Below are 19,048 nucleotides of genomic sequence, written 5' to 3' on the forward strand. Positions count from 1 at the left end.
AACAGATTGATGTGACTTTTAATTTAATTGTGAAATTAAGTCACTCTGGAGGGGTTATGAAGCCTTGGATCATAGTGCTGTTTGGGCTGCTCAGCCTGCCAGCCATGGCGGGTCAGGTGATCGTCAACAAGGGGATGTCCATTGCGGATACCTTTGCCCTGCGTGATCAGCTGGCACGCGAGCACGAATGGCAGGAGTGGCTGCGCTACCAGCAGGCCATCAAGTGGCTGGAGGTGTTGCCGGTCAACTGCGAGCTGATGAGCCAGCCGGGCGGCGGCTATCGCTGTGGCGGTGATTACTATCGGCCTTACCAGAAAGATGGCCGTGAAATATACATTCAGGGCAATCCTGCCGGAGATGCGGCCGGTCAGCTGCCGCAAACACCGACAAAAAAGGCGCCATAAGGCGCCTTTTTTACAAACCGAGTGATGCTTACTTGGCAGCGTAACGCTCGGCAGAGGTTTTGATCTCGGCTTCGGCAGCGGCCTTGTCGCCCCAACCTTCCACCTTGACCCATTTGCCCGCTTCCAGCTCTTTGTAGCGCTCGAAGAAGTGCTGGATCTGGGCTTTCAGCAGTTCCGGCAGATCGTTCACATCCTGGATGTGGTCGTACTGCTTGGTCAGCTTGGAGTGCGGTACAGCAACGATCTTGGCATCTTCGCCAGATTCGTCGGTCATCTTCAGCACGCCAACCGGGCGGCAGCGAATGACGGAACCGGCCAGCAGCGGGTAGGGGGTCGGAACCAGTACGTCGACGGGGTCACCATCCAGAGAGAGGGTCGCGTTCACGTAGCCGTAGTTGCACGGATAGAACATCGGGGTAGACATGAAGCGATCGACGAAAATAGCACCGCTGTCCTTGTCGACTTCGTATTTGATCGGGTCGGCATTCTGCGGGATTTCGATGATGACATAGATATCGTCGGGCAGGCTCTTGCCAGCCGGTACCAGGTTCAGGCTCATGATAATTCCTTCGTTGTTAGTATCAGGTTTGCAGGCCGATATTATAGCGATGTGATGTTAAATGACCATATTTCAGCGGCTATCGCTAACAAAGAAGGGGGATGTTTCCTGTTTGCGGCGCGTTGATGTGTGCAGGATGCAACAAAATGGCTGTTTTGATGCCCTGCCGCTGACCTTGGTCACCGGCAGGGCATGTGGAGTTGCGAGCAAAGAGGGTCAGAGCGAGTAGGGTAGTCTCGACTCATTGACCAGTCGTGACAGGGCTGTTACGACATGAGGGTCAAACTGGGTGCCGGAGCGGGACTGGATATACTCCATGGTCTGCGCCAGCGTCCAGGGCTCCTTGTAGGGGCGCTTGCTGAGCAGGGCATCGAATACATCGACTACCGCCACAATCCGCGCCGACAGTGGGATCTGCTGACCAGCCAGCTGCTGCGGATAGCCCTTGCCATCGAAGTGCTCGTGGTGGCCTCGGGCGATTTCGGCGCCGAGAGAGAGGTAGCTGGTTCCCTCCACCATTTCGCCCGCCTTGTGCAGGATATTGGCGCCGATGCCGGCGTGCTGCTCCATGATGGCCCGCTCTTCCGGGTCGAAACGGCCGGGCTTGTGCAGGATATGATCCGGGGTGCCCACCTTGCCCACATCGTGCAGGATGGAGGCCATGCCGATCATCTCGACAAACTCCGGGGTCAGCTGCTCGGGATAGGCTGCCATCTGCTTCAATTCGGCCACGATGGCATCCGAGAGTTTCTGCACCCGCAAGACATGCTCGCCAGTATCGGAGTCGCGAAACTCTGCCAGCGCCGCCAGCGCCACCACGGTGGCCTCCTGGGCGCGCAGCAGCTGATTGTAGAGATAGAGATTGTCGTAGGCCGCCGAGATGCGCTGACAGAAGACATCCAGCAGATCGCACTCGAGGGGATCGAGGGGCTGGGTCGGGGTAAAACTCAACACGAACTCGCGACCATTCTGGGCGGCGATATAGAGGGAGTCCTGCGGGTGTTCAAAGCGGTTGCAGCGCGCCGCCAGTGCCTTCATGACCGAGTCATTGAGGGTGGGAAAGTCGGTGATCTTGCCATCATCCAGCAGAGTCTCGTAGTCGCCGGTGGCGGCGAGGATCTCCAGCCCCTGTTCGCCGGGACGGCGCTCGGCGCAGATAGCCCCTTCGGTGCCCACATCGAGAATGGCGCTGATCTGTTTCAGCACGCCGGAGGCAAACTCCTTGAGTGAATGAAGATGGTAGAGATCGCCCGCTCCTTCCAGAATTTTGCCGAGCCCCTGACGGCTCTTGTCGATGGCACTGAGGGTTTCGTATGAACGCAGGGATGCGATGACAGTGGTGTAGAGCTTTTGTACCGTCAGCTCGGTCTTGGTCTTGTAGTCATTGATGTCGTAATCGAGGATCACCCGCTGCTCGGGGGCTTGGCCGGGCTGGCCGGTACGCAGCACGATCCGCACCAGCGAGTTGTGCATTTCGTTGCGGATCCGGTGCACCAGCCGCAGACCTGCGTCTTCGGTCTCCATCACCACATCGAGCAGGATCAGCGCAATCCTGGGATTGGCCTCCAGCATGCGGCCAGCTTCGGCGCCGCTGTAGGCATTGAGCAGCTCCAGCGGACGGGATTTGTAGTGAATGTTGGAGAGGGCCAGGCGGGTGGCATGATGGATATCCGGCTCATCATCCACGATCAGCACTTGCCATGGGTTGAGTGCCTTGGGGACCACGACCTCCTCATCATCGAGTTCGATAATGTCGTCGTCCAGCAAGATATCGTCCTTGTCTTGGGCACTGCTCATATCGGTTACGCCTCCGGCGCTCAATGAGTATGTGAACAGTATGCACGATCACATCCTCTCGGATCATCAGGATAAGTAGATATCGTGAGCTGGCTCCGCCTCTTTATCGCTACTCGAAAGGTTCCAGATACCCCTGGATCGACTTCTTCAACCAGGCCAACACCTTGCCGTGATAGGCGTTTTCCGCCAGATAGACCCCGTAATCCCGCCACTGCAGGCTGAACTTGTGTTTCAGGGTCAGCAGGGAGCCTTGTCGCAGCTGGCTCTGGATCAGTGGCGAGGGGAGCACTGCCCAGCCCAGTCCGTCCAGCACCGCATTGCGCATCAACTCGAAGCTGGAGAGGCCGATATGCTGGCCTCCCACAGGTAGCAGGCTTTTTACAGAAAATTCATCTACATACGAGAGGGTGACCTGGGTGTGATCGGTCAGGTCCTGCTGTTTGACCCGCTTCAGTCCGGCCAGCGGATGGCTGGGGGCCACCACCATCAGGGTGCGGATCGGGTTGAGCACGTCGATATTGAGGCCGCTGCGCTCCTGATCTTCTGTGATAAGGCCAAAAGCGGCATCGACGAATCCCTCTTCCACCAGCGCCGGCAGTTCGGGCGGAGAGGCGAGCACTAGCGAGATACTGGTGCCGGGAAACTGATTGTGCAGGCTGGCCAGCATCTCGCGCCACACCGGTTCGGGAATTGCGTCATCGCGGGCGACCCGCAGCGCCACTTCGGCCCCCGAGGCGTAATGTTTGCACTTCTGCTGCAGGCTGTTGGCTGCCTGCAGCAGGCGGGTGCAATCATCCAGCACCAGCTCGCCGATCTCGGTCAGGCGACTCTGATTGGCGCCTCGTTCAAAAAGTTCGACGCCAAGCTCAACTTCCAGCGCCGCGATGGAGGTGCTGACGGCGCTGCGACTTTTGCCGAGGCGACGGGCGGTGTTGGCAATAGAGCCGCTATTGGCTGACTCTACAAAGAGTTCTATCTGATATAGCTTCATGTTTTACAGGCCATGGCGGAGTTTTTCACCATCACCTTAGCGTGTCGAACCAAGGCAAGGCAAACCTGTGGCGTCGGAATAATCGACGCTGAGCGATTGTCGCGAGTTGCTTCTCCCCGTTTACCATCTCTCCCGTCGAAGCAACAAAGGCATCTTATATGTTATTAAGTCGTATGTTTCTGGCCCGGCTGTTTCTGACCGGCGCCATCGTGACCGAGGTCGCCGGTACCTCCAGCATGGCCATGATCCCCGAGCAGGGGGCAGGCTGGATGAATTACATCCCGATGTGGCTGTTGATCGGTTTCTCGTACTGGTTGCTGGCGAAAGCCGCCAAAACAATCTCCATTGGTATTGCCTTTGCGCTTTGGGAGGGGCTCGGGATCACCTTGATCACCATAGTGTCGGTCATGTTCCTTGGTTACGATGTGACCGTTCAGGAGCTGATTGGCCTGGCTCTCGCGATAGTGGGGATTGTTATGGTGACCATGGGGGAGACCCATGATGAGCCCGCAGACAAGTCAGTAGAAGCGGAGGCCACAGCATGAGTCCGTTTGTGATTGTATTGGGTGCCGCACTGATCGATATCGGCGCCAACATGGCCATCAACCGCTCCAAGGGTTTTCGTTACAAGGGGTGGGGATTCCTGGGGATCATGCTGGTACTCGGCGCCTTTACCCTGCTCTCGGAAGCGGTAAGTGGTGGCCAGATTGACCTGGCTGTTGCCTACGCCACCTGGGGGGCTATCGGCATCGTCGGTACGGCGCTGGGCGGTTTGCTCTTCTTCGGTGAGCGGCTCAAGCCCATCGGCTGGGCTGGCATGATGGTGATGGCGCTGGCTGTCGTTATGCTGACGACAGCCTGATAATCTGAAGCAATAACAAAAGCCGCCCGGTTTCGCCGGGCGGCTTTTGTTTGGCTGATTGCTTGGTCGATGCAGGCTCAGCGCGGCGCTTCGTAGAGCTCCAGCGGTAGGCCGTCGGGGTCGGCGAAGAAGGTAAAGCGCTTGCCGGTCAGCTCGTCCACCCGCACCGGCTCTACCTCGACCCGATGGGCCAGCAGGTGGGCGATGACCCGGTCAAGGTCGCTGACCCGAAAGGCGAGATGGCGCAGGCCGCACGCCTCGGGGCGGGAGGGGCGCTCGGGAGGCGAGGGGAAGCTGAACAGCTCCAGCTGGCTGCCGTCCGGCAGGGCCAGATCCAGTTTCCACGACTGGCGCGCTTCGCGCAGGGTCTCGGCGATGATGGGCAGCCCCAGCACCTCGTGGTAGAAGTGGCGCGAGCGTGGGTAATCGCTGGCGATGATGGCCACATGGTGGATGGCGTCAAACAGCGGAAAGGTCATGGTGTTTCCTTGTCAGCAGCATAGTGAACGGGCAGCCTGCGCTGCCCGTGTTGTTGATCTAGTTGAAGAAACCGCCGAACCAGTCATCCAGCGCACTGCGTGGTGTCGCATTGCTGGCGCAACCGGCCGGGGAGCCCATGGTGGAGGCTTTGGCCGGCACCTGCAGGCTGCCCGGGCAGTCGCTGGTGACGCGGGTGCCGCTGGCGCGGGAGAAGTTGGCCCAGGTGACCCCTTCCGGCATCTTCAATCCCAGACTGTTGACGCCGCGCTGGCTCATGTAGCCGCTAAAGAGCTGCAGAGCACCACTGGCACCGGTCAAGCCCGCCGGGGTGTTGTCGTCGCGACCGACCCAGATACTGACCAGCTCGTTGTTGTCCATCCCGGCAAACCAGGAGTCGCGCAGCTCGTTGGTGGTGCCTGTCTTGGCCGCCATGGTGGCGCCGGGGAACTTGGCACTGAGCGCGCGGGCTGTGCCCTGACTCACCGTCTTGGTCATGGCGAACAGGGTCAGCCAGCTTGCTTGCTGGTCGGTGACCCGCTTGGCGGTCTGATCATGCTGATAGAGCAGGCTACCATCACCGTTGACTACGGCGCGAATGGCCGACAGCGGCTGGGTCAGTCCCTGATTGGCGATGGGCAGATACATCTGGTTCACCTCCAGCGGGGAGAGGGCAACCGCCCCCAGCACCAGCGACGGATAGGGCTGGATCTCCTGCTGGACTCCCAGCTTGTGCAGGGTATCGACCACTTTTTCCAGCCCCACTTGCAGACCCAGATTGACGGTCGGCACGTTGAGTGAGCTGGCCAGCGCATCCATCAGCGGCACGCTCTGGCGGAACTTGCGATCGTAGTTTTGCGGTGTCCAGACCTGGCCATCCTGACCGCGAATACGGATCGGCTGATCTTTGAGTGGGGTCGCGAGCGTCAGGCCGTTGGAGAGACCGGTGAGGTAGACCGCCGGTTTCACCAGCGAGCCGATCTGGCGGCGGGCATCCAGCGCCCGGTTGAACCCTGCGTAGCGGGGATCGCGGCCACCCACCAGCGCGACGACTTCGCCCTTATGCCAGTCGGAGACCACCATGGCCGCCTCCAGCTTCTTCTTGCCGCGCAGTTTCTCGATATCGGCGAGGCCCGATTCGACCGCCCGCTCGGCCGCATGCTGGGCGATGGGGTCGAGGCTGGTGAAGATCTTGAGGCCGGACTGCTTGAGCAGATCGGCACCGAAGCGGCTCTGGATCTCTCGCTTGAGCAGTCCCATAAAGGCCGGGGTGCGGCCATAACTCATCTGGCCACGGGCGATGATGCCGAGGGGTTGGCGGCTGGCCAGTTCATACTCGGCCTGGGTCAGGCTGCCGTGATCCATCAGCAGCTTCAGCACCAGATCACGGCGGGTCTTGGCCCGCTCCGGGAAGCGCCATGGGTCGTAATAGGAGGGGCCTTTCACCAGACCGACCAGCAGGGCGACCTGATCGATATCCAGCTCGTTGACCGGAATGCCGAAGTAGAAGTAGGAGGCGAGGCCAAAACCGTAGACCCCTTGCGAGAAGTTCTGCCCCAGATAGACCTCGTTGAGGTAGGACTCCAGGATCTCGTCCTTGCTGTAGCGATAGTCGATCAGCACCGCCATATAGGCTTCCTGCAGTTTTCGCCACAGGCTGCGCTCACGGGTCAGGAAGAAGTTTTTGGCCAGCTGCTGGGTCAGGGTACTGCCCCCCTGCACGGTACGACCCGCGATCAGGTTGGCAAACATGGCGCGCATGATGGCCACCGGCGAGACGCCGCCATGCTGGTAGAAGTCGCGATCTTCGGTGGTGAGCAGGGTCACCAGCAGGCTGTCGGGCACCTCGGCGATGCGCACCAGCAGGCGATCTTCCCGATCTTCGGTATTGAGGCGATCGAGCAGCACCGGGTCCATCTGGGCGTAACCGAGCTGGCGCTGGTTCTCCAGCGACTGGATCCCCTCAAGGCGCGGGCCGTTGAAGGTGAGGCGAAGGCCACGGGCCCCATCGGCGCCATCATAGAACTCGAACGGGCGGCGAATCAGCTCGATGCGGTTGCCGTTGATGGTGTATTCACCCGGCGTGTGAGGCTGGCGCACCTGCTTGTAGCTCAGCATGTTGAGCTCGCGCAGCATCTGGTCCCGCGACAGGCGCTGGCTGGGGTAGAGCTCCAGCGGGCGGCTGTAGACCATCACCGGCAGCTGCCACTTCTCGCCATCGAAGCGCTCGCGCACCTTGGTATCGAGGTAGATGCCAAACACCACCATAAAGGCCGCCACCACCAGGGAGAGCTTGAAGCCAAGCCAGAACAGCTTGCGCCAGATGGTACGCTTGGGTGGCGCTTTCTTGGGGGCGCGCTTGCGTCGTTGGGTTGCCATAAATCCTCTTTGCTTTCCTTTCTACTTGTTATGTCGCATTCGCGAACGTCCGATCGGGCCTGGCCAATCGAACCTAGATACCCATCTTCTTCTTGGTGACCTTGGTCGGCATCGCTTCCAGCGGATTATCCGGCCAGTAGTGGCGGGGATAGCGCCCCTTCATCTCTTTTTTCACCTGTTCGTAGGATCCTGCCCAGAAAGCGGCCAGATCGGCGGTGATCTGCAGCGGTCGCTGGGCGGGGGAGAGCAGCTCCACTACCAGCGGCACCCGGTCATCGGCCACGCAGGGGGTCGAACCTTGCCCGAACATCTCCTGAATGCGCACCGGGATCACCGGTGCCTGCCCCGGCTGATAGCGGATCCGCACCCGGCTGCCGGTGGGCGCTGCAAAGTGGCTCGGCAGCGCCTCGTCCAGCCGTTTGGGCAACGGCCAGGGCAGGGATTGGCGCAGGATGTCGCTCATATTGAGCCTCTTCAGCTGCTCCAGCCGGGTCATACCGCTCACCGCTGGCAGCAGCCACTGTTCCAGCGTGGCCAGCAGGCTGTCGTCATCCATCGTGGGCCACCCCTCATCAGGCAGCCAGTCGCGGGCGCAGCGCAGGCGGGCCAGCAGCCCTTCGCTGCTCTCGTCCCAAGGCAGTACATGCAGCCCCTTGCGGCGAATGCCTTGCAGCAGGCAGCGCCCTTTCTGCTCGTCAGAGAGTTCGGTCAGCGGTCGCTGGCTCAGCACCAGCTCGCCGATCACCTGCTGGCGCTCGGCGCGCACCCGCTCTTCCCGCTCATCCCAGTCGAACCACTGCCGTTCGCTCACCAGTTCCGGCAGCAGGCGTACCAGCTCGTCCAGATCGACCGGTTCGGCGATAAAAATGCGGCTGCCGCGATCGTTCTGCCCCATCTCGATGGCGATAAGGGCGGCTTGTCCCTGACAGGGATGACCTTCTACCAGATCGCAGCTCACCCCACCACTGAGTTGATAGCGACTGCCGCTGCGCAGTTTGCCAATGCGATCCGGCCAGGCGAGGGCACAGAGCAGCCCCAGCCACTGCCCCTGCGCACTGGCAGGGCGCACGCCAAGCCGCTCAAACCAGCGGGCCGCTCCCTGACGCAGGGCACTTTGACGGCGGTGGAACAGCACGGAGAGGCGCTCCGATCCTCGCAGATCTTCTTCCTGCAACGCCACCAGATAAGCGGCATCGGCGACAATCCCTGTCAGACCCTCGGACTCCAGCTCGCGGGCGCGCAGCAGCATGCGAGCGAGGCGAGGGTGAGTACCGAAGGCGGCCATGGCGCGGCCAGCGGGAGTGAGTTGTTGCTCACCCTCCGGCTTCATGGCGCCAAGGGCCACCAGCAACCTCTGGGCGCTGGCCACCGCGGCGGCGGGAGGCATATCGAGAAGCGGCAGATCTTCTACCTTGGCGCCCCACTGGGCGGCATCTATCAGCAGGCCGGTCAGCTCCTGAGTGAGGATGTCTGGCGGGCTCTGCTCGGCGAGCCGCTCCTGCACCTCGCTGCTCCAGAGCCGGTAGCAGACGCCGGGGCCGAGACGGCCAGCACGGCCTGCCCGCTGGGTGGCGGAGGATTTGGCTATCTGGCGTGTCTCCAGCCGGGTGACGCCGCTTTTCAGATCATAGGAGGCCCGTCGTTCCAGCCCGCTGTCGATAACGACAGAGACCCCCTCGATGGTGAGGGAGGTCTCCGCCACATTGGTGGTGAGCACCAGCTTACGGCGGCCGGCAGGCGCCGGTTCGATGGCCGCTTGCTGTGCCGCCATGTCGAGGCGGCCGTAGAGGGGGGCGAGGGTCACGTCGTCCGGCAGTTTGTCTGCCAACCACTGCGCCAACCGCTCGATCTCACCCTGTCCCGGCAGAAAGACCAGCAGGCTGCCATCTTGCTCGGCCAGCGCTTCGAGTACCACGGCGCCGACCTGCGGCTCCAGCCACTGCTGGCGGTTGGCTGGGCGGTAGTGGTAGTCGATGGGGAAACCGCGCCCTTCCGAGCGAACCACAGGGGCATCCGGCAACAAGGTCTCGAGTGCCATGCCATCAAGGGTTGCGGACATAATCACAAGCTTGAGGTCATCGCGCAGCCCTTGCTGGCTCTCGATAGCGAAGGCCAGCGCGGTATCGGCGTGCAGGCTGCGTTCATGGAACTCATCGAAGATGACCAGCGAGACGCCATTCAGCTCAGGGTCTTGCTGCAACATCCGGGTCAGCACCCCTTCGGTGACAATCTCGAGCCGGGTCGCTGAGCTGGTGCGGCTCTCGCCACGCACCCGCAGGCCGATGCGCTCGCCCACCTTCTCCCCCAGCTGGCGCGCCAGAAAAGTGGCGATATTGCGCGCCGCGAGGCGCCTTGGCTCCAGCATGATGATGCGGCCGGGCAGCCGGTTCTGACGCACCAGCTCCAGCGGCAGCAGGGTCGATTTGCCTGCGCCGGGAGGCGCCTGCAGGATCACGCTGGCGTGGGTGTCGAGGGCGGCAAAGAGTTCGGGCAATACCGAAACGATGGGGAGCTGGGACAAAGTGATGAGCACCTTCTGTAGCAACCGGTAAAACGGCGCCTATTCTGCCACAGCCACCCGTGCCACCGTGAGTGGATGTGCGCAGATGGTCACTCGGGCGGGAGGGTGGCGAGACATGGCCGGATGGCTGCCATAGAATGGGCTCATCCAATGAGCGTGAAAAAGGCATTATCACCACATGGCCAAACTTTTTTTTGCCCTGCCCGTCAAGGAGCTCGCCCCCGAGCTCATCGCCTGGCGCGATAAGCTGCCCTGGCCCGGTCAGCCGGTGCCACAAGCCAACCTCCACCTGACCCTGGCTTTTCTGGGTGAGGCGGACGAGTTGACCACCCGCCGCCTGATCGCCGCCGTAGAGCGTCAGCACTGTCCGCCGCTCTCCATCAGGCTGGATGAGACCGGCTGGTTCAGCCGGGCCAAGGCAGCCTGGATTGGCCCGAAGGAGTGGCCCAACGAGCTGACCGTGCTGGCGAAGGCGCTGCGCCGCCACGGTGAGAAGCTGCGCCTTGGCAATGGCGAGCAGGGTTATCGCCCCCACGTCACCCTGTCGCGCAAGGCGGGCGAGGCGCCAGCCATCCTGCCTGCCCCAAATTTTCTGCTGCAGGCCGATGAGTTCTGCCTCTATCAATCCATCTCGACCCCGGACGGGGTTCGCTACGAACCGCTTGCCTGCTGGCCGCTGCGTGCCCGGGTAAAAGAAAACGCGCGGAGGGCTAACCCGTGATCTTTGATCCCCCCCTGCAATCGGGCCAGCTGGTAGCCCGCTACAAGCGCTTTTTGACCGATGTGCAACTCGATAACGGCGAGGTCATCACTATCCACTGCGCCAATACCGGTGCCATGACCGGCTGTGCCGATCCGGGCACCCAGGTCTGGTACTCCACTTCCGATAACCCCAAGCGCAAGCTGCCCAACAGCTGGGAGATCGCCGAGAGCCCGGCAGGCCACTTTATCTGCGTCAACACGGCCCGCGCCAACCAGATTGCCCGGGAGCTGATCGAGCAGGAGGCCATCGCTCCGCTGGCGGGTTACAGCCGGCTGCGCACCGAGGTGAAGTATGGCGAAGAGAACAGTCGCATCGATCTGTTGCTGGAAGATGACGAAAAGGGCAATTGTTACATCGAGGTAAAATCGGTCACCCTGCTCGACGAGCGGGAGGAGGCTGGCATGGGCTACTTCCCCGATGCGGTCACCGCCCGTGGTGCCAAGCATTTGCGCGAGTTGATGGCGATGAAAGCGGCGGGCCACAGGGCCGTGCTGCTCTTTATGGTGTTGCACTCCGGAATAAGCCGGATGCGCCCTGCAACCCATATAGATCCGCACTATAGTCTGCTAATTGAGCAGGCAATCGCGGCGGGGGTTGAAATTTTATGCTATCGGCCCCATGTTGGGGTGCAAGGCATGGTGGCTCAAGGGTTTATCCCGTTTGAATCTGGTCACCTGTTACCCGAGGGGAGTGCATAAATATTGGAGTGGGTAACATTATTGGTACGGCTCGTTTGCTTACCCGTTACCCTTCTGCTATAGATGTCGCCCTCAATTTATGGATGGCACGGGTAGCGTGCTGAATTAGGAGACAGGGCATGCCAACAGGCGAAAACAGGAAATCTCTGGGCCCCCTGGCCATTGCGGGTGTCGCGCCTTACCAGGAAAAGCCGGGTGAGGAGTACATGAATGACCAACAAAAGGCGCATTTTCGCAAGATCCTGGGTGCCTGGCGCAACCAACTGATGCAGGAAGTTGATCGTACCGTCGACCATATGAAAGACGAGGCTGCCAACTTCCCGGATCCCGTGGATCGTGCCGCGCAAGAAGAAGAGTTCGCTCTTGAACTGCGTACCCGCGACCGTGAACGCAAGCTGATCAAGAAGATCGAGAAGACCTTGCAGCTGCTTGAAGACGATGATTTCGGTTACTGCGAACACTGCGGTATCGAGATCGGTATCCGTCGTCTGGAAGCCCGTCCGACTGCCGACCTCTGTGTCGATTGCAAGACGCTGGCCGAGATCAAGGAAAAACAGATGGCCGGTTGATCCCGACCCTCTGGTATATGAAAAAGGGAGCTCGCGGGCTCCCTTTTTTATTGAGCTTTTGGCGGTCGCGCCCCAGAATGCAGCCTCAATGAATCGCTTACCCGAACAGTCATGCTAGTGAATTCCCCGTCCTCACCCCTTGCGCGCCCCTATGTCGGCCGCTTTGCTCCCTCACCCTCAGGCCCGCTTCATTTCGGTTCGCTGATCGCCGCCCTCGGCAGCTTTTTGCAGGCCAGAGCGCAGCAGGGACGCTGGTTGGTACGCATCGAAGATATCGATCCGCCGCGGGAAATGGCAGGGGCAGCGCACCTGATCCTCAAGACTCTTGAGGCATATGGCCTCGAGTGGGATGGGGAGGTGATGTTCCAGAGCGCGCGCCACGGCCGTTATGACGAGATCATCGAGCAGCTCTATCGGGCGGGGGACCTCTACTGGTGCCGTTGCACCCGGCGCGAAATCATGGCCGCGGGCGGTCTCTACAGCGGCCACTGCCGCACGCTGGGGCTTGCGGCCGAAGGTTGCGCCGCCCGGCTGCGCCAGCACCATCCGGTCTACCACTTCGACGATCGCTTGCAGGGCCATATCGCGGTACCGGCGGCGCTCGCCGAGGAGGATTTCATTATCCGTCGCCGCGACGGGCTCTACGCCTACAACCTGGCGGTGGTGGTGGATGATATGGACAGCGGCATCACCGAGATAGTGCGCGGCGCCGATCTGCTGGAGCCCACGGTGCGCCAGATTGCCCTCTACCAGACCCTGGGGGCGCCGGTGCCCGACTGGGTGCATTTGCCGCTGGCGGTGCTGGCCGACGGCAACAAGCTCTCCAAGCAGAACCATGCGCCGGCCCTGGCGCTCGATGAGGTGCGACCGGCCCTGTGGCAGGCGCTGCACTTCCTCGGCCAGTGTCCGCCGCCCGAGCTGATGGCAAGCCGGATCGACGAGATCATCGAGTGGGGCATCGCCAACTGGCAGCTCGAACGGGTGCCAGCCAGCGAGAAGATCCCGCTGGACATTGAGTAAAGAGAGCCGGTTTTCGTGTAATAGGACGTGATCTGGGCGCTGATAGACCGCTATTTTCGCTGACAGAGGGTTTCATGCGGGATCAATTGTCTGCACGGTTTTTCATTTGGTCAGGTGTGAGCTATGTGCAGATTGACCGCTATTTTCGCTGGCAGACGGTTTCATGCGGGATCAATTGTCTGCACGGTTTTTCATTTGGTTAGGCGTGAGCTATGATAGGCCGCTATTTTTTGGCCTCCCGTCAATTTAGAAGTCATGAAGAGGTGTACCATTTTTTCCCAGATCGCAAACTTTTGCCGCAAGGTGCTCGGCAAGGAAGACGGCGAGCAGTCGGTGGAATCCCCCATTCCAGCCCGTGTCGCCGGTCAACGTCGTACCTTAAGCCGTGATCAGCACCCTATTTCGCGCAAAGAGATCAGCGAGAATGCACTCAAGGTGCTCTATCGTCTGAACAAAGGGGGCTATGAGGCCTACCTGGTCGGCGGCGGAGTCCGGGATCTGCTGCTCGGGAAGACGCCCAAGGATTTCGACATCGCAACCGATGCGACGCCGGAGCAGATCAAGGCGCTGTTCAGCAACTGCCGCCTGATTGGCCGTCGTTTCCGCCTGGCCCACATTGTCTTTGGTCGTGACGTGATCGAAGTGGCCACCTTCCGGGGTCACCACCATCAGGTCAATACCAGCAAACATGTGTCGGCCCAGTCTGATGAAGGCATGCTGCTGCGCGACAACGTCTACGGCACCATCGAAGAGGATGCCGAGCGCCGCGACTTTACCGTCAACGCCCTCTACTACAGCGCCAAAGATTTCACCCTGCACGATTTCGAAGGGGGTCTGGAAGATCTGGCCGAGCGCAAGCTTGAGCTGATCGGCGATCCCGAGACCCGTTATCGTGAAGATCCGGTGCGGATGCTGCGCGCCGTGCGCTTTGCCGCCAAGCTGGATATGACCATCAGCCCGCGTACCGCCGCCCCCATCAAGGAGCTGGCGCCACTGCTGCAAGACATACCGGCTGCCCGCCTGTTTGAGGAGACCCTCAAGCTGTTCCTGGCTGGCGACGGTCTGGCGACCTACAAGCTGCTGCGCGAGTATGGTCTGTTCCAGCAGCTGTTCCCGCAAGTGGCGGCGCTGTTTACCCCGCACGGCAACTCGCCCTACGAGCAGTTTATCGAGCAGGCACTGATCGATACTGACACTCGCGTCCGCGAAGATAAACGCGTCACTCCTGCCTTCCTCTATGCCACCCTGCTGTGGGGCTGCGTCGAGGCTCGTGGTCGGGTGCTGGAGAACGAGAGCGGCCTGCCCTGGTATGACGCCTTCATGCTGGCGATCAACGAGGTGCTGGACAATCAGGTGCGGATCATCGCCGTTCCCCGCCGTTTCACCACCGATGTCCGCGACATCTGGGCACTGCAACAGCGGTTGACCCGCCGTCAGGGCAAGCACCCCGAGCGCGCCATGGAGCATCCCAAGTTCCGCGCGGCGTTTGACTTCCTGTTGCTGCGCAACCGGGTCGAGCGCGGTCTCGGCGAGCTGGCCAGCTGGTGGGAGCGCTATGTTGCCTCCAATCCGGATGTGCGCCCGCAACTGCAGCGTGAAGCGACCCGTCGCCCGGCAAGTGGTGAGCGCGGCGAGGCTCGCAGCCACGATGGCGAGAAGCGCAGCAGCAACAGCCGTAACCGCCGTCGCCCCCGTCGCCGCAAACCGAAAGTGGTCGAGTGACAACAGACGTGATGACCGAGGTCTTCATCGCCATTGGTTCCAACCTGTCTGATCCGCTGGGTCAGGCTCGTCGCGCCGTTGCCGCGTTGGCAAGGTTGCCGGAATCTGTGCTGGTGGAGGCCTCGTCGTTTTACAGCAGCCGCCCCATGGGGCCTGCTGACCAACCGGACTACGTCAATGCCGTGGCCCGGCTCAATACCCGGCTCGCGCCCCTTGCGCTGCTGGATCAATTACAAAAAATCGAGCTGGAACAGGGACGTGTGCGCAAAGATGAGCGGTGGGGGCCGAGAACTCTGGATCTCGATCTGCTGCTCTATGGGGATCAGGTGATCAACCATGAGCGCCTGATCGTACCCCACTACGGCATCAAGGAGCGGGAGTTCGTGCTGCTGCCCCTTGCCGAAATTGCGCCTGCTCTGGTGCTGCCCTGCGGCACCCCGCTCGCCCGACTGGTTGCCCGCTGCCCGCACAATGATTTGGCCATCATTGCCCCGCGTGCAGACGTACAGGAGCCTCTATGAGCAAGATCACCACCGCCAGCCTGCTGAAGATGAAGCAGGAAGGTCAAAAGTTCACCGCCATCACCGCCTATGATGCCACCTTTGCCAAGCTGTTCGACGACGAGGGGGCCCACGTGCTGCTCATCGGCGATTCGCTGGGCATGGTGCTGCAAGGGGGTCAGGATACCCTGGCGGTCAACATGGATGAGATGGTCTATCACACCCGCTGTGTGGCGCGCGGTGCCAGCAAGGCACTGGTGGTCGCCGACATGCCGTTCATGAGCTACGCCACCCCCGAGCAGACTTACCAGAACGCTGCCCGCCTGATGGCGGCCGGTGCCCGCATGGTGAAGATGGAAGGGGGCGACTGGCTCTGTGACTCCATCCGCCACCTCACCCGCAACGGGGTGCCGGTGTGCGGTCACCTCGGCCTCACTCCGCAATCCGTTCATGTCTTTGGCGGCTTCAAGGTGCAGGGGCGCGATGAGTTTCAGGCGCAGGAGATCTATCGCCAGGCCCTCGAACTGCAAGCGGCCGGTATCCAGCTGCTGGTGCTCGAGTGTGTGCCCACTGCGCTGGCCGAGCGCATCACCAAGGCACTTCGCATCCCGGTGATCGGCATTGGTGCCGGCCCTTCGACCGACGGTCAAATTCTGGTGATGCACGATGCCTTTGGCGTCACCTCCGGCTATGTGCCCAAGTTCACCAAGAACTTCCTGGCCGAGACCGGCGATGTGCGTGCCGCTATCCGCCTCTATGTGCAGCAGGTGAGCGAGGGGAGCTTCCCCGGCCCGGAGCACTGCTTCAACTGATCCTGGCGGTTGCATGATGGGGGCTGCGGCCCCCGTCTCTGCTTGTCAGCCTTGCACAGTTAATCCGTATAGCTAATCCGTATCTTATTGATTCATCTAAAGGTGAACTGCTGATAGCCATGTTCGTGCCCCATCCCGCCCGAGCGCTATCGGTAGATGCAACCCGTCTCTCTTTTTGATTTATCGGAAGGTGAACTGCTGATGTTGGTCGTAAATAATCCCGTAGTTCTGCGTGAGCAGATAAGCCAATGGCGCCGTGAAGGGCGTGCCATCGCATTTGTGCCCACCATGGGCAACCTGCATCAGGGCCACCTGACGCTGGTGAAAGAGGCGCACTGCCACGCCGAGAAAGTGGTGGTCAGCATCTTCGTCAACCCGATGCAGTTCGACAAGGCCGAGGATCTTGCCAACTACCCGCGCACTCTGGAGCAGGATTGCGCTGCGCTGGAAGCGGCCGGCGTCGACATGGTGTTCACCCCGACCCCGGAGATCATGTATCCGCAGGGGCTGGCCAGCCAGACCTTCGTCGAGGTGCCGGGTCTCTCCAATCTGCTGGAGGGGGCGCTGCGTCCGGGTCACTTCCGTGGGGTCAGCACCGTCGTCACCAAGCTGTTCAATCTGGTACAGCCGGATGTGGCCTGCTTTGGCCAGAAGGATTACCAGCAGTTGGCGCTTATTCGCAAGATGGTGGCCGACATGGCGATGCCCATCGAGATCGTCGGTGTGCCCACCGTGCGGGCCGAGGACGGGCTGGCGCTCTCTTCGCGCAACGGTTACCTGACGGCCGCCGAGCGGGCCATTGCTCCCGAGCTGGCGCGTACCATGAACTGGATCGCCGAGCAGATTGAAGCGGGTGACCACCATCTGCCCTCCTTGGTGGCGCAGGCCAGCCAGCGTCTCGACAACGCCGGTTTTCGTACCGATGCCATCGACATCGTCGATGCCGCCACCCTCGAATCCGCCACAGACGAGAGCGCGCAGCTGGTGATCCTGATGGCCGCTTATCTTGGCAAGGCCCGCCTTATCGACAATCAAGTGGTCACGCTGCAGCAAGCCTGAGCCCGCCACAACCAGGAGGACCCCATGTCCAAGAAGGTTTACTGCATTGCCCAATTCCTGCCCAAACCCGGTCAGGAGCAGGCCCTGTTTCAGGTGCTGCAGGCGCTCGAGCCCAACACCCTGCGTGAGGATGGCTGCCTGCAATATCGGGTGACCCGCCACATCGCGAGCCCGTTTGCCGAGGGGGAGAGCTTCCCCATCGTGTTCAACGAGATTTGGCAAGATATGGCGGCTTTCGAAGCCCACTGCCAGCGCGCGGAGATCAAGGCTTTCTTCGAGCGTTACTGTCTGGCGGAAGATGGTTTGGCCGCGAAGTGGAATGTCTGCGTCTATAGCGACGAACCTGAACAGTACGACGCCCCCGTAAAGAAGTAATACCCCCGATTGCCAGCGGACGCCCCCTCGGGCGTCCGCTGCTTTTTCACGCCTGCACTCCGGCGTTCTCCCCCGCGACCCCGCTCGCACCCTCTGTTTTCGCTGTCCACAATCGGCCCTGATGGCCGCTACAGGTGTTTATTTATGTTTACCTTGTTTGCTTCGTTGCTCTTCTGTCTGCTCTGTTTTGCCCTGACCCGGATTCCCTCTACTGTGCCGCTCTCGCGCAAGGTGTTCGCCGGTCTGTTGCTTGGTGCCCTGTTCGGACTGGCGCTGCAACTGGGTTGGGGCGCCGATGATGCCGGCGTTCAGCAGACCCTGGAGTGGGTCAATATCATCGGCGGCGGCTATGTCAGCCTGCTCAAGGTGGTGATGATGCCGCTGGTGTTCACCTCCATCCTCTCCGCCATCAACAAGCTGGAGCAGGCCCAGTCCCTCGGCAAGATCAGCGCTGTGTTGATCGGCTCCATGCTGACCCTGGTGATGATCGCCGGTGTGGTGGGGATGACCATCACCCACCTGAGCGGTCTCACCGCAGCCGGGTTGTTGAGTCACGGCAGCGATACGGCAGCCCTGCAACAGAGTATGAGCACCATCGACAGTGCCCAGACTCTGCCTGCCCTGCTACTCTCGCTGGTGCCCACCAACTTTGCCGCCGATATGGCGGGTAGCCGCGGCCTCTCGGTGATCGGCGTAGTGATCTTTACCGTGCTGGCCGGTGTTGCCCTGCTGCAGTTGAAGGCGGAGCATCCGCAGGCGGGTGCTCGCGCCGCCGTGGCCATCGACACCCTGCAACTGTGGGTGATGAAGATGGTGCGGGTGGTGATTGCGCTCACCCCCTATGGGGTGATGGCGCTGATCGCCCGGGTGGTGGCCCACTATCCCCTGAGCGAGATCCTCAGCCTGCTCGGCTTTATCCTGGTCTGCTACGTCGCCATTCTGGCGATGTTTGCGGTGCACATGGTGATCCTGTTGCTGATCGGCCAGAACCCGCTGCACTATCTTCGGGAAGTGTGGGGCGTGCTCACCTTCGCCTTTATCTCCCGCAGCAGCGCCGCCTCCATTCCGCTCAGCATCGAGACCCAGCAGCGCCTTGGGGTGCCCTCCAGCATCGCCAACTTTGCCGCCTCGTTCGGTGCCAACCTCGGCCAGAACGGCTGTGCTGGCATCTATCCGGCCATGATGGTGGCGATGATCGCCCCCATGCTCGGCATCAACCCCTTTGATCCCCTGTTTCTGCTGACTCTGCTGCCAGTGATTGCACTGGGCTCCATCGGGGTGGCTGGCGTTGGCGGTGGTGGGACGTTCGCCGCGCTGATCGTGCTCTCCACCCTCAACTTCCCCATCGCGTTGGTGGGGGTGATGATCGCCATCGAGCCGCTGGTGGATATGGGCCGCACCGCTCTCAACGTCAACGGCTCCATCATGGCGGCCATGATCACCAAACGGTTGCTGGGCAAGCAGCAGCTGGCCCAAGCGGAGCAGCCGCAGCCACTGGAGCAGGCCGTCAGCTAACCCTGAGTGCCACGTAATATGAAAG

At 61.2% G+C, this 19,048-nt stretch carries 19 protein-coding genes; 13 read left to right on the forward strand and 6 right to left on the reverse strand.

The window, feature by feature from the left end; all coding sequences use genetic code 11:
* Nucleotides 1–56: 56 nt before the first annotated feature.
* Complete coding sequence (locus tag AB5Y82_RS09870) at nt 57–404, forward strand: hypothetical protein (RefSeq protein ID WP_076492509.1); 348 nt, start codon at nt 57–59, stop codon at nt 402–404.
* A 28-nt stretch (nt 405–432) separates the two neighbouring features.
* Here the strand turns inward: AB5Y82_RS09870 and ppa are convergent, their stop codons facing one another.
* The 3 genes from ppa to AB5Y82_RS09885 all read right to left on the reverse strand — a co-directional run bounded on the left by ppa (nt 433) and on the right by AB5Y82_RS09885 (nt 3,751).
* Nucleotides 433–963 carry an inorganic diphosphatase gene (ppa, locus tag AB5Y82_RS09875; RefSeq protein ID WP_005335667.1) on the reverse strand — a complete coding sequence of 177 codons (531 nt, stop codon included), beginning with the start codon at nt 961–963 and terminating at the stop codon, nt 433–435.
* A 216-nt stretch (nt 964–1,179) separates the two neighbouring features.
* Nucleotides 1,180–2,760 carry a DUF3369 domain-containing protein gene (locus tag AB5Y82_RS09880; RefSeq protein WP_101529634.1) on the reverse strand — a complete coding sequence of 527 codons (1,581 nt, stop codon included), beginning with the start codon at nt 2,758–2,760 and terminating at the stop codon, nt 1,180–1,182.
* 109 nt (nt 2,761–2,869) lie between these two features.
* Nucleotides 2,870–3,751 carry a LysR family transcriptional regulator gene (locus AB5Y82_RS09885; protein ID WP_021229560.1) on the reverse strand — a complete coding sequence of 294 codons (882 nt, stop codon included), beginning with the start codon at nt 3,749–3,751 and terminating at the stop codon, nt 2,870–2,872.
* A 158-nt stretch (nt 3,752–3,909) separates the two neighbouring features.
* Between AB5Y82_RS09885 and AB5Y82_RS09890 the strand changes: the two genes are divergently transcribed.
* Both AB5Y82_RS09890 and AB5Y82_RS09895 read left to right on the forward strand, forming a co-directional pair.
* Nucleotides 3,910–4,296: a multidrug efflux SMR transporter gene (locus AB5Y82_RS09890; protein WP_005335660.1), complete on the forward strand. Its 387-nt coding sequence runs from the start codon at nt 3,910–3,912 to the stop codon at nt 4,294–4,296.
* Nucleotides 4,293–4,613: an SMR family transporter gene (locus AB5Y82_RS09895; RefSeq protein WP_005335659.1), complete on the forward strand. Its 321-nt coding sequence runs from the start codon at nt 4,293–4,295 to the stop codon at nt 4,611–4,613. The genes AB5Y82_RS09890 and AB5Y82_RS09895 overlap by 4 nt, the downstream gene beginning before the upstream one ends.
* A gap of 77 nt (nt 4,614–4,690) precedes the next feature.
* On the opposite strand, the gene AB5Y82_RS09900 is transcribed toward AB5Y82_RS09895, so the two are convergent.
* From AB5Y82_RS09900 to hrpB, 3 genes are all read right to left on the reverse strand, one after another.
* Complete coding sequence (locus AB5Y82_RS09900) at nt 4,691–5,092, reverse strand: VOC family protein (protein WP_005362902.1); 402 nt, start codon at nt 5,090–5,092, stop codon at nt 4,691–4,693.
* A gap of 58 nt (nt 5,093–5,150) precedes the next feature.
* Nucleotides 5,151–7,469 carry a penicillin-binding protein 1B gene (gene mrcB, locus AB5Y82_RS09905; protein WP_111900193.1) on the reverse strand — a complete coding sequence of 773 codons (2,319 nt, stop codon included), beginning with the start codon at nt 7,467–7,469 and terminating at the stop codon, nt 5,151–5,153.
* 73 nt (nt 7,470–7,542) lie between these two features.
* Nucleotides 7,543–9,990 (reverse strand): ATP-dependent helicase HrpB, encoded by a 2,448-nt coding sequence (gene hrpB, locus AB5Y82_RS09910; protein ID WP_368173921.1) that lies wholly within the window; start codon nt 9,988–9,990, stop codon nt 7,543–7,545.
* A 178-nt stretch (nt 9,991–10,168) separates the two neighbouring features.
* Here hrpB and thpR point away from each other — a divergent pair, with 178 nt between their 5' ends.
* The 10 genes from thpR to AB5Y82_RS09960 all read left to right on the forward strand — a co-directional run bounded on the left by thpR (nt 10,169) and on the right by AB5Y82_RS09960 (nt 19,023).
* Nucleotides 10,169–10,711 (forward strand): RNA 2',3'-cyclic phosphodiesterase, encoded by a 543-nt coding sequence (thpR, locus tag AB5Y82_RS09915; RefSeq protein WP_111900191.1) that lies wholly within the window; start codon nt 10,169–10,171, stop codon nt 10,709–10,711.
* Nucleotides 10,708–11,451: a DNA/RNA nuclease SfsA gene (gene sfsA / locus AB5Y82_RS09920; RefSeq protein ID WP_111900190.1), complete on the forward strand. Its 744-nt coding sequence runs from the start codon at nt 10,708–10,710 to the stop codon at nt 11,449–11,451. The genes thpR and sfsA overlap by 4 nt, the downstream gene beginning before the upstream one ends.
* A 119-nt stretch (nt 11,452–11,570) precedes the next feature.
* Nucleotides 11,571–12,020 (forward strand): RNA polymerase-binding protein DksA, encoded by a 450-nt coding sequence (gene dksA, locus AB5Y82_RS09925; protein ID WP_005335644.1) that lies wholly within the window; start codon nt 11,571–11,573, stop codon nt 12,018–12,020.
* 111 nt (nt 12,021–12,131) lie between these two features.
* Entirely contained in the window at nt 12,132–13,040 is a 909-nt protein-coding gene (gene gluQRS / locus AB5Y82_RS09930) for a tRNA glutamyl-Q(34) synthetase GluQRS (protein ID WP_111900189.1), read from the forward strand.
* Nucleotides 13,041–13,295: 255 nt separating this feature from the next.
* Nucleotides 13,296–14,762: a polynucleotide adenylyltransferase PcnB gene (gene pcnB / locus AB5Y82_RS09935; RefSeq protein ID WP_368173922.1), complete on the forward strand. Its 1,467-nt coding sequence runs from the start codon at nt 13,296–13,298 to the stop codon at nt 14,760–14,762.
* 11 nt (nt 14,763–14,773) lie between these two features.
* Nucleotides 14,774–15,283 (forward strand): 2-amino-4-hydroxy-6-hydroxymethyldihydropteridine diphosphokinase, encoded by a 510-nt coding sequence (folK, locus tag AB5Y82_RS09940; RefSeq protein WP_227343100.1) that lies wholly within the window; start codon nt 14,774–14,776, stop codon nt 15,281–15,283.
* Nucleotides 15,280–16,074 (forward strand): 3-methyl-2-oxobutanoate hydroxymethyltransferase, encoded by a 795-nt coding sequence (gene panB, locus AB5Y82_RS09945; RefSeq protein WP_368173923.1) that lies wholly within the window; start codon nt 15,280–15,282, stop codon nt 16,072–16,074. The genes folK and panB overlap by 4 nt, the downstream gene beginning before the upstream one ends.
* Nucleotides 16,075–16,275: 201 nt before the next feature.
* The gene (panC, locus tag AB5Y82_RS09950; RefSeq protein ID WP_368173924.1) at nt 16,276–17,133 is read left to right on the forward strand and encodes a pantoate--beta-alanine ligase; all 858 of its coding nucleotides are present in this window, start codon (nt 16,276–16,278) and stop codon (nt 17,131–17,133) included.
* A gap of 24 nt (nt 17,134–17,157) precedes the next feature.
* Nucleotides 17,158–17,508 carry a putative quinol monooxygenase gene (locus AB5Y82_RS09955; protein WP_005354654.1) on the forward strand — a complete coding sequence of 117 codons (351 nt, stop codon included), beginning with the start codon at nt 17,158–17,160 and terminating at the stop codon, nt 17,506–17,508.
* A 144-nt stretch (nt 17,509–17,652) separates the two neighbouring features.
* Nucleotides 17,653–19,023 carry a cation:dicarboxylase symporter family transporter gene (locus tag AB5Y82_RS09960; protein WP_159144335.1) on the forward strand — a complete coding sequence of 457 codons (1,371 nt, stop codon included), beginning with the start codon at nt 17,653–17,655 and terminating at the stop codon, nt 19,021–19,023.
* Nucleotides 19,024–19,048 lie beyond the last annotated feature (25 nt).

The sequence above is a fragment of the Aeromonas sp. s13 genome (genome assembly GCF_040907905.1).
Classification (GTDB): Bacteria; Pseudomonadota; Gammaproteobacteria; order Enterobacterales; family Aeromonadaceae; genus Aeromonas; species Aeromonas veronii.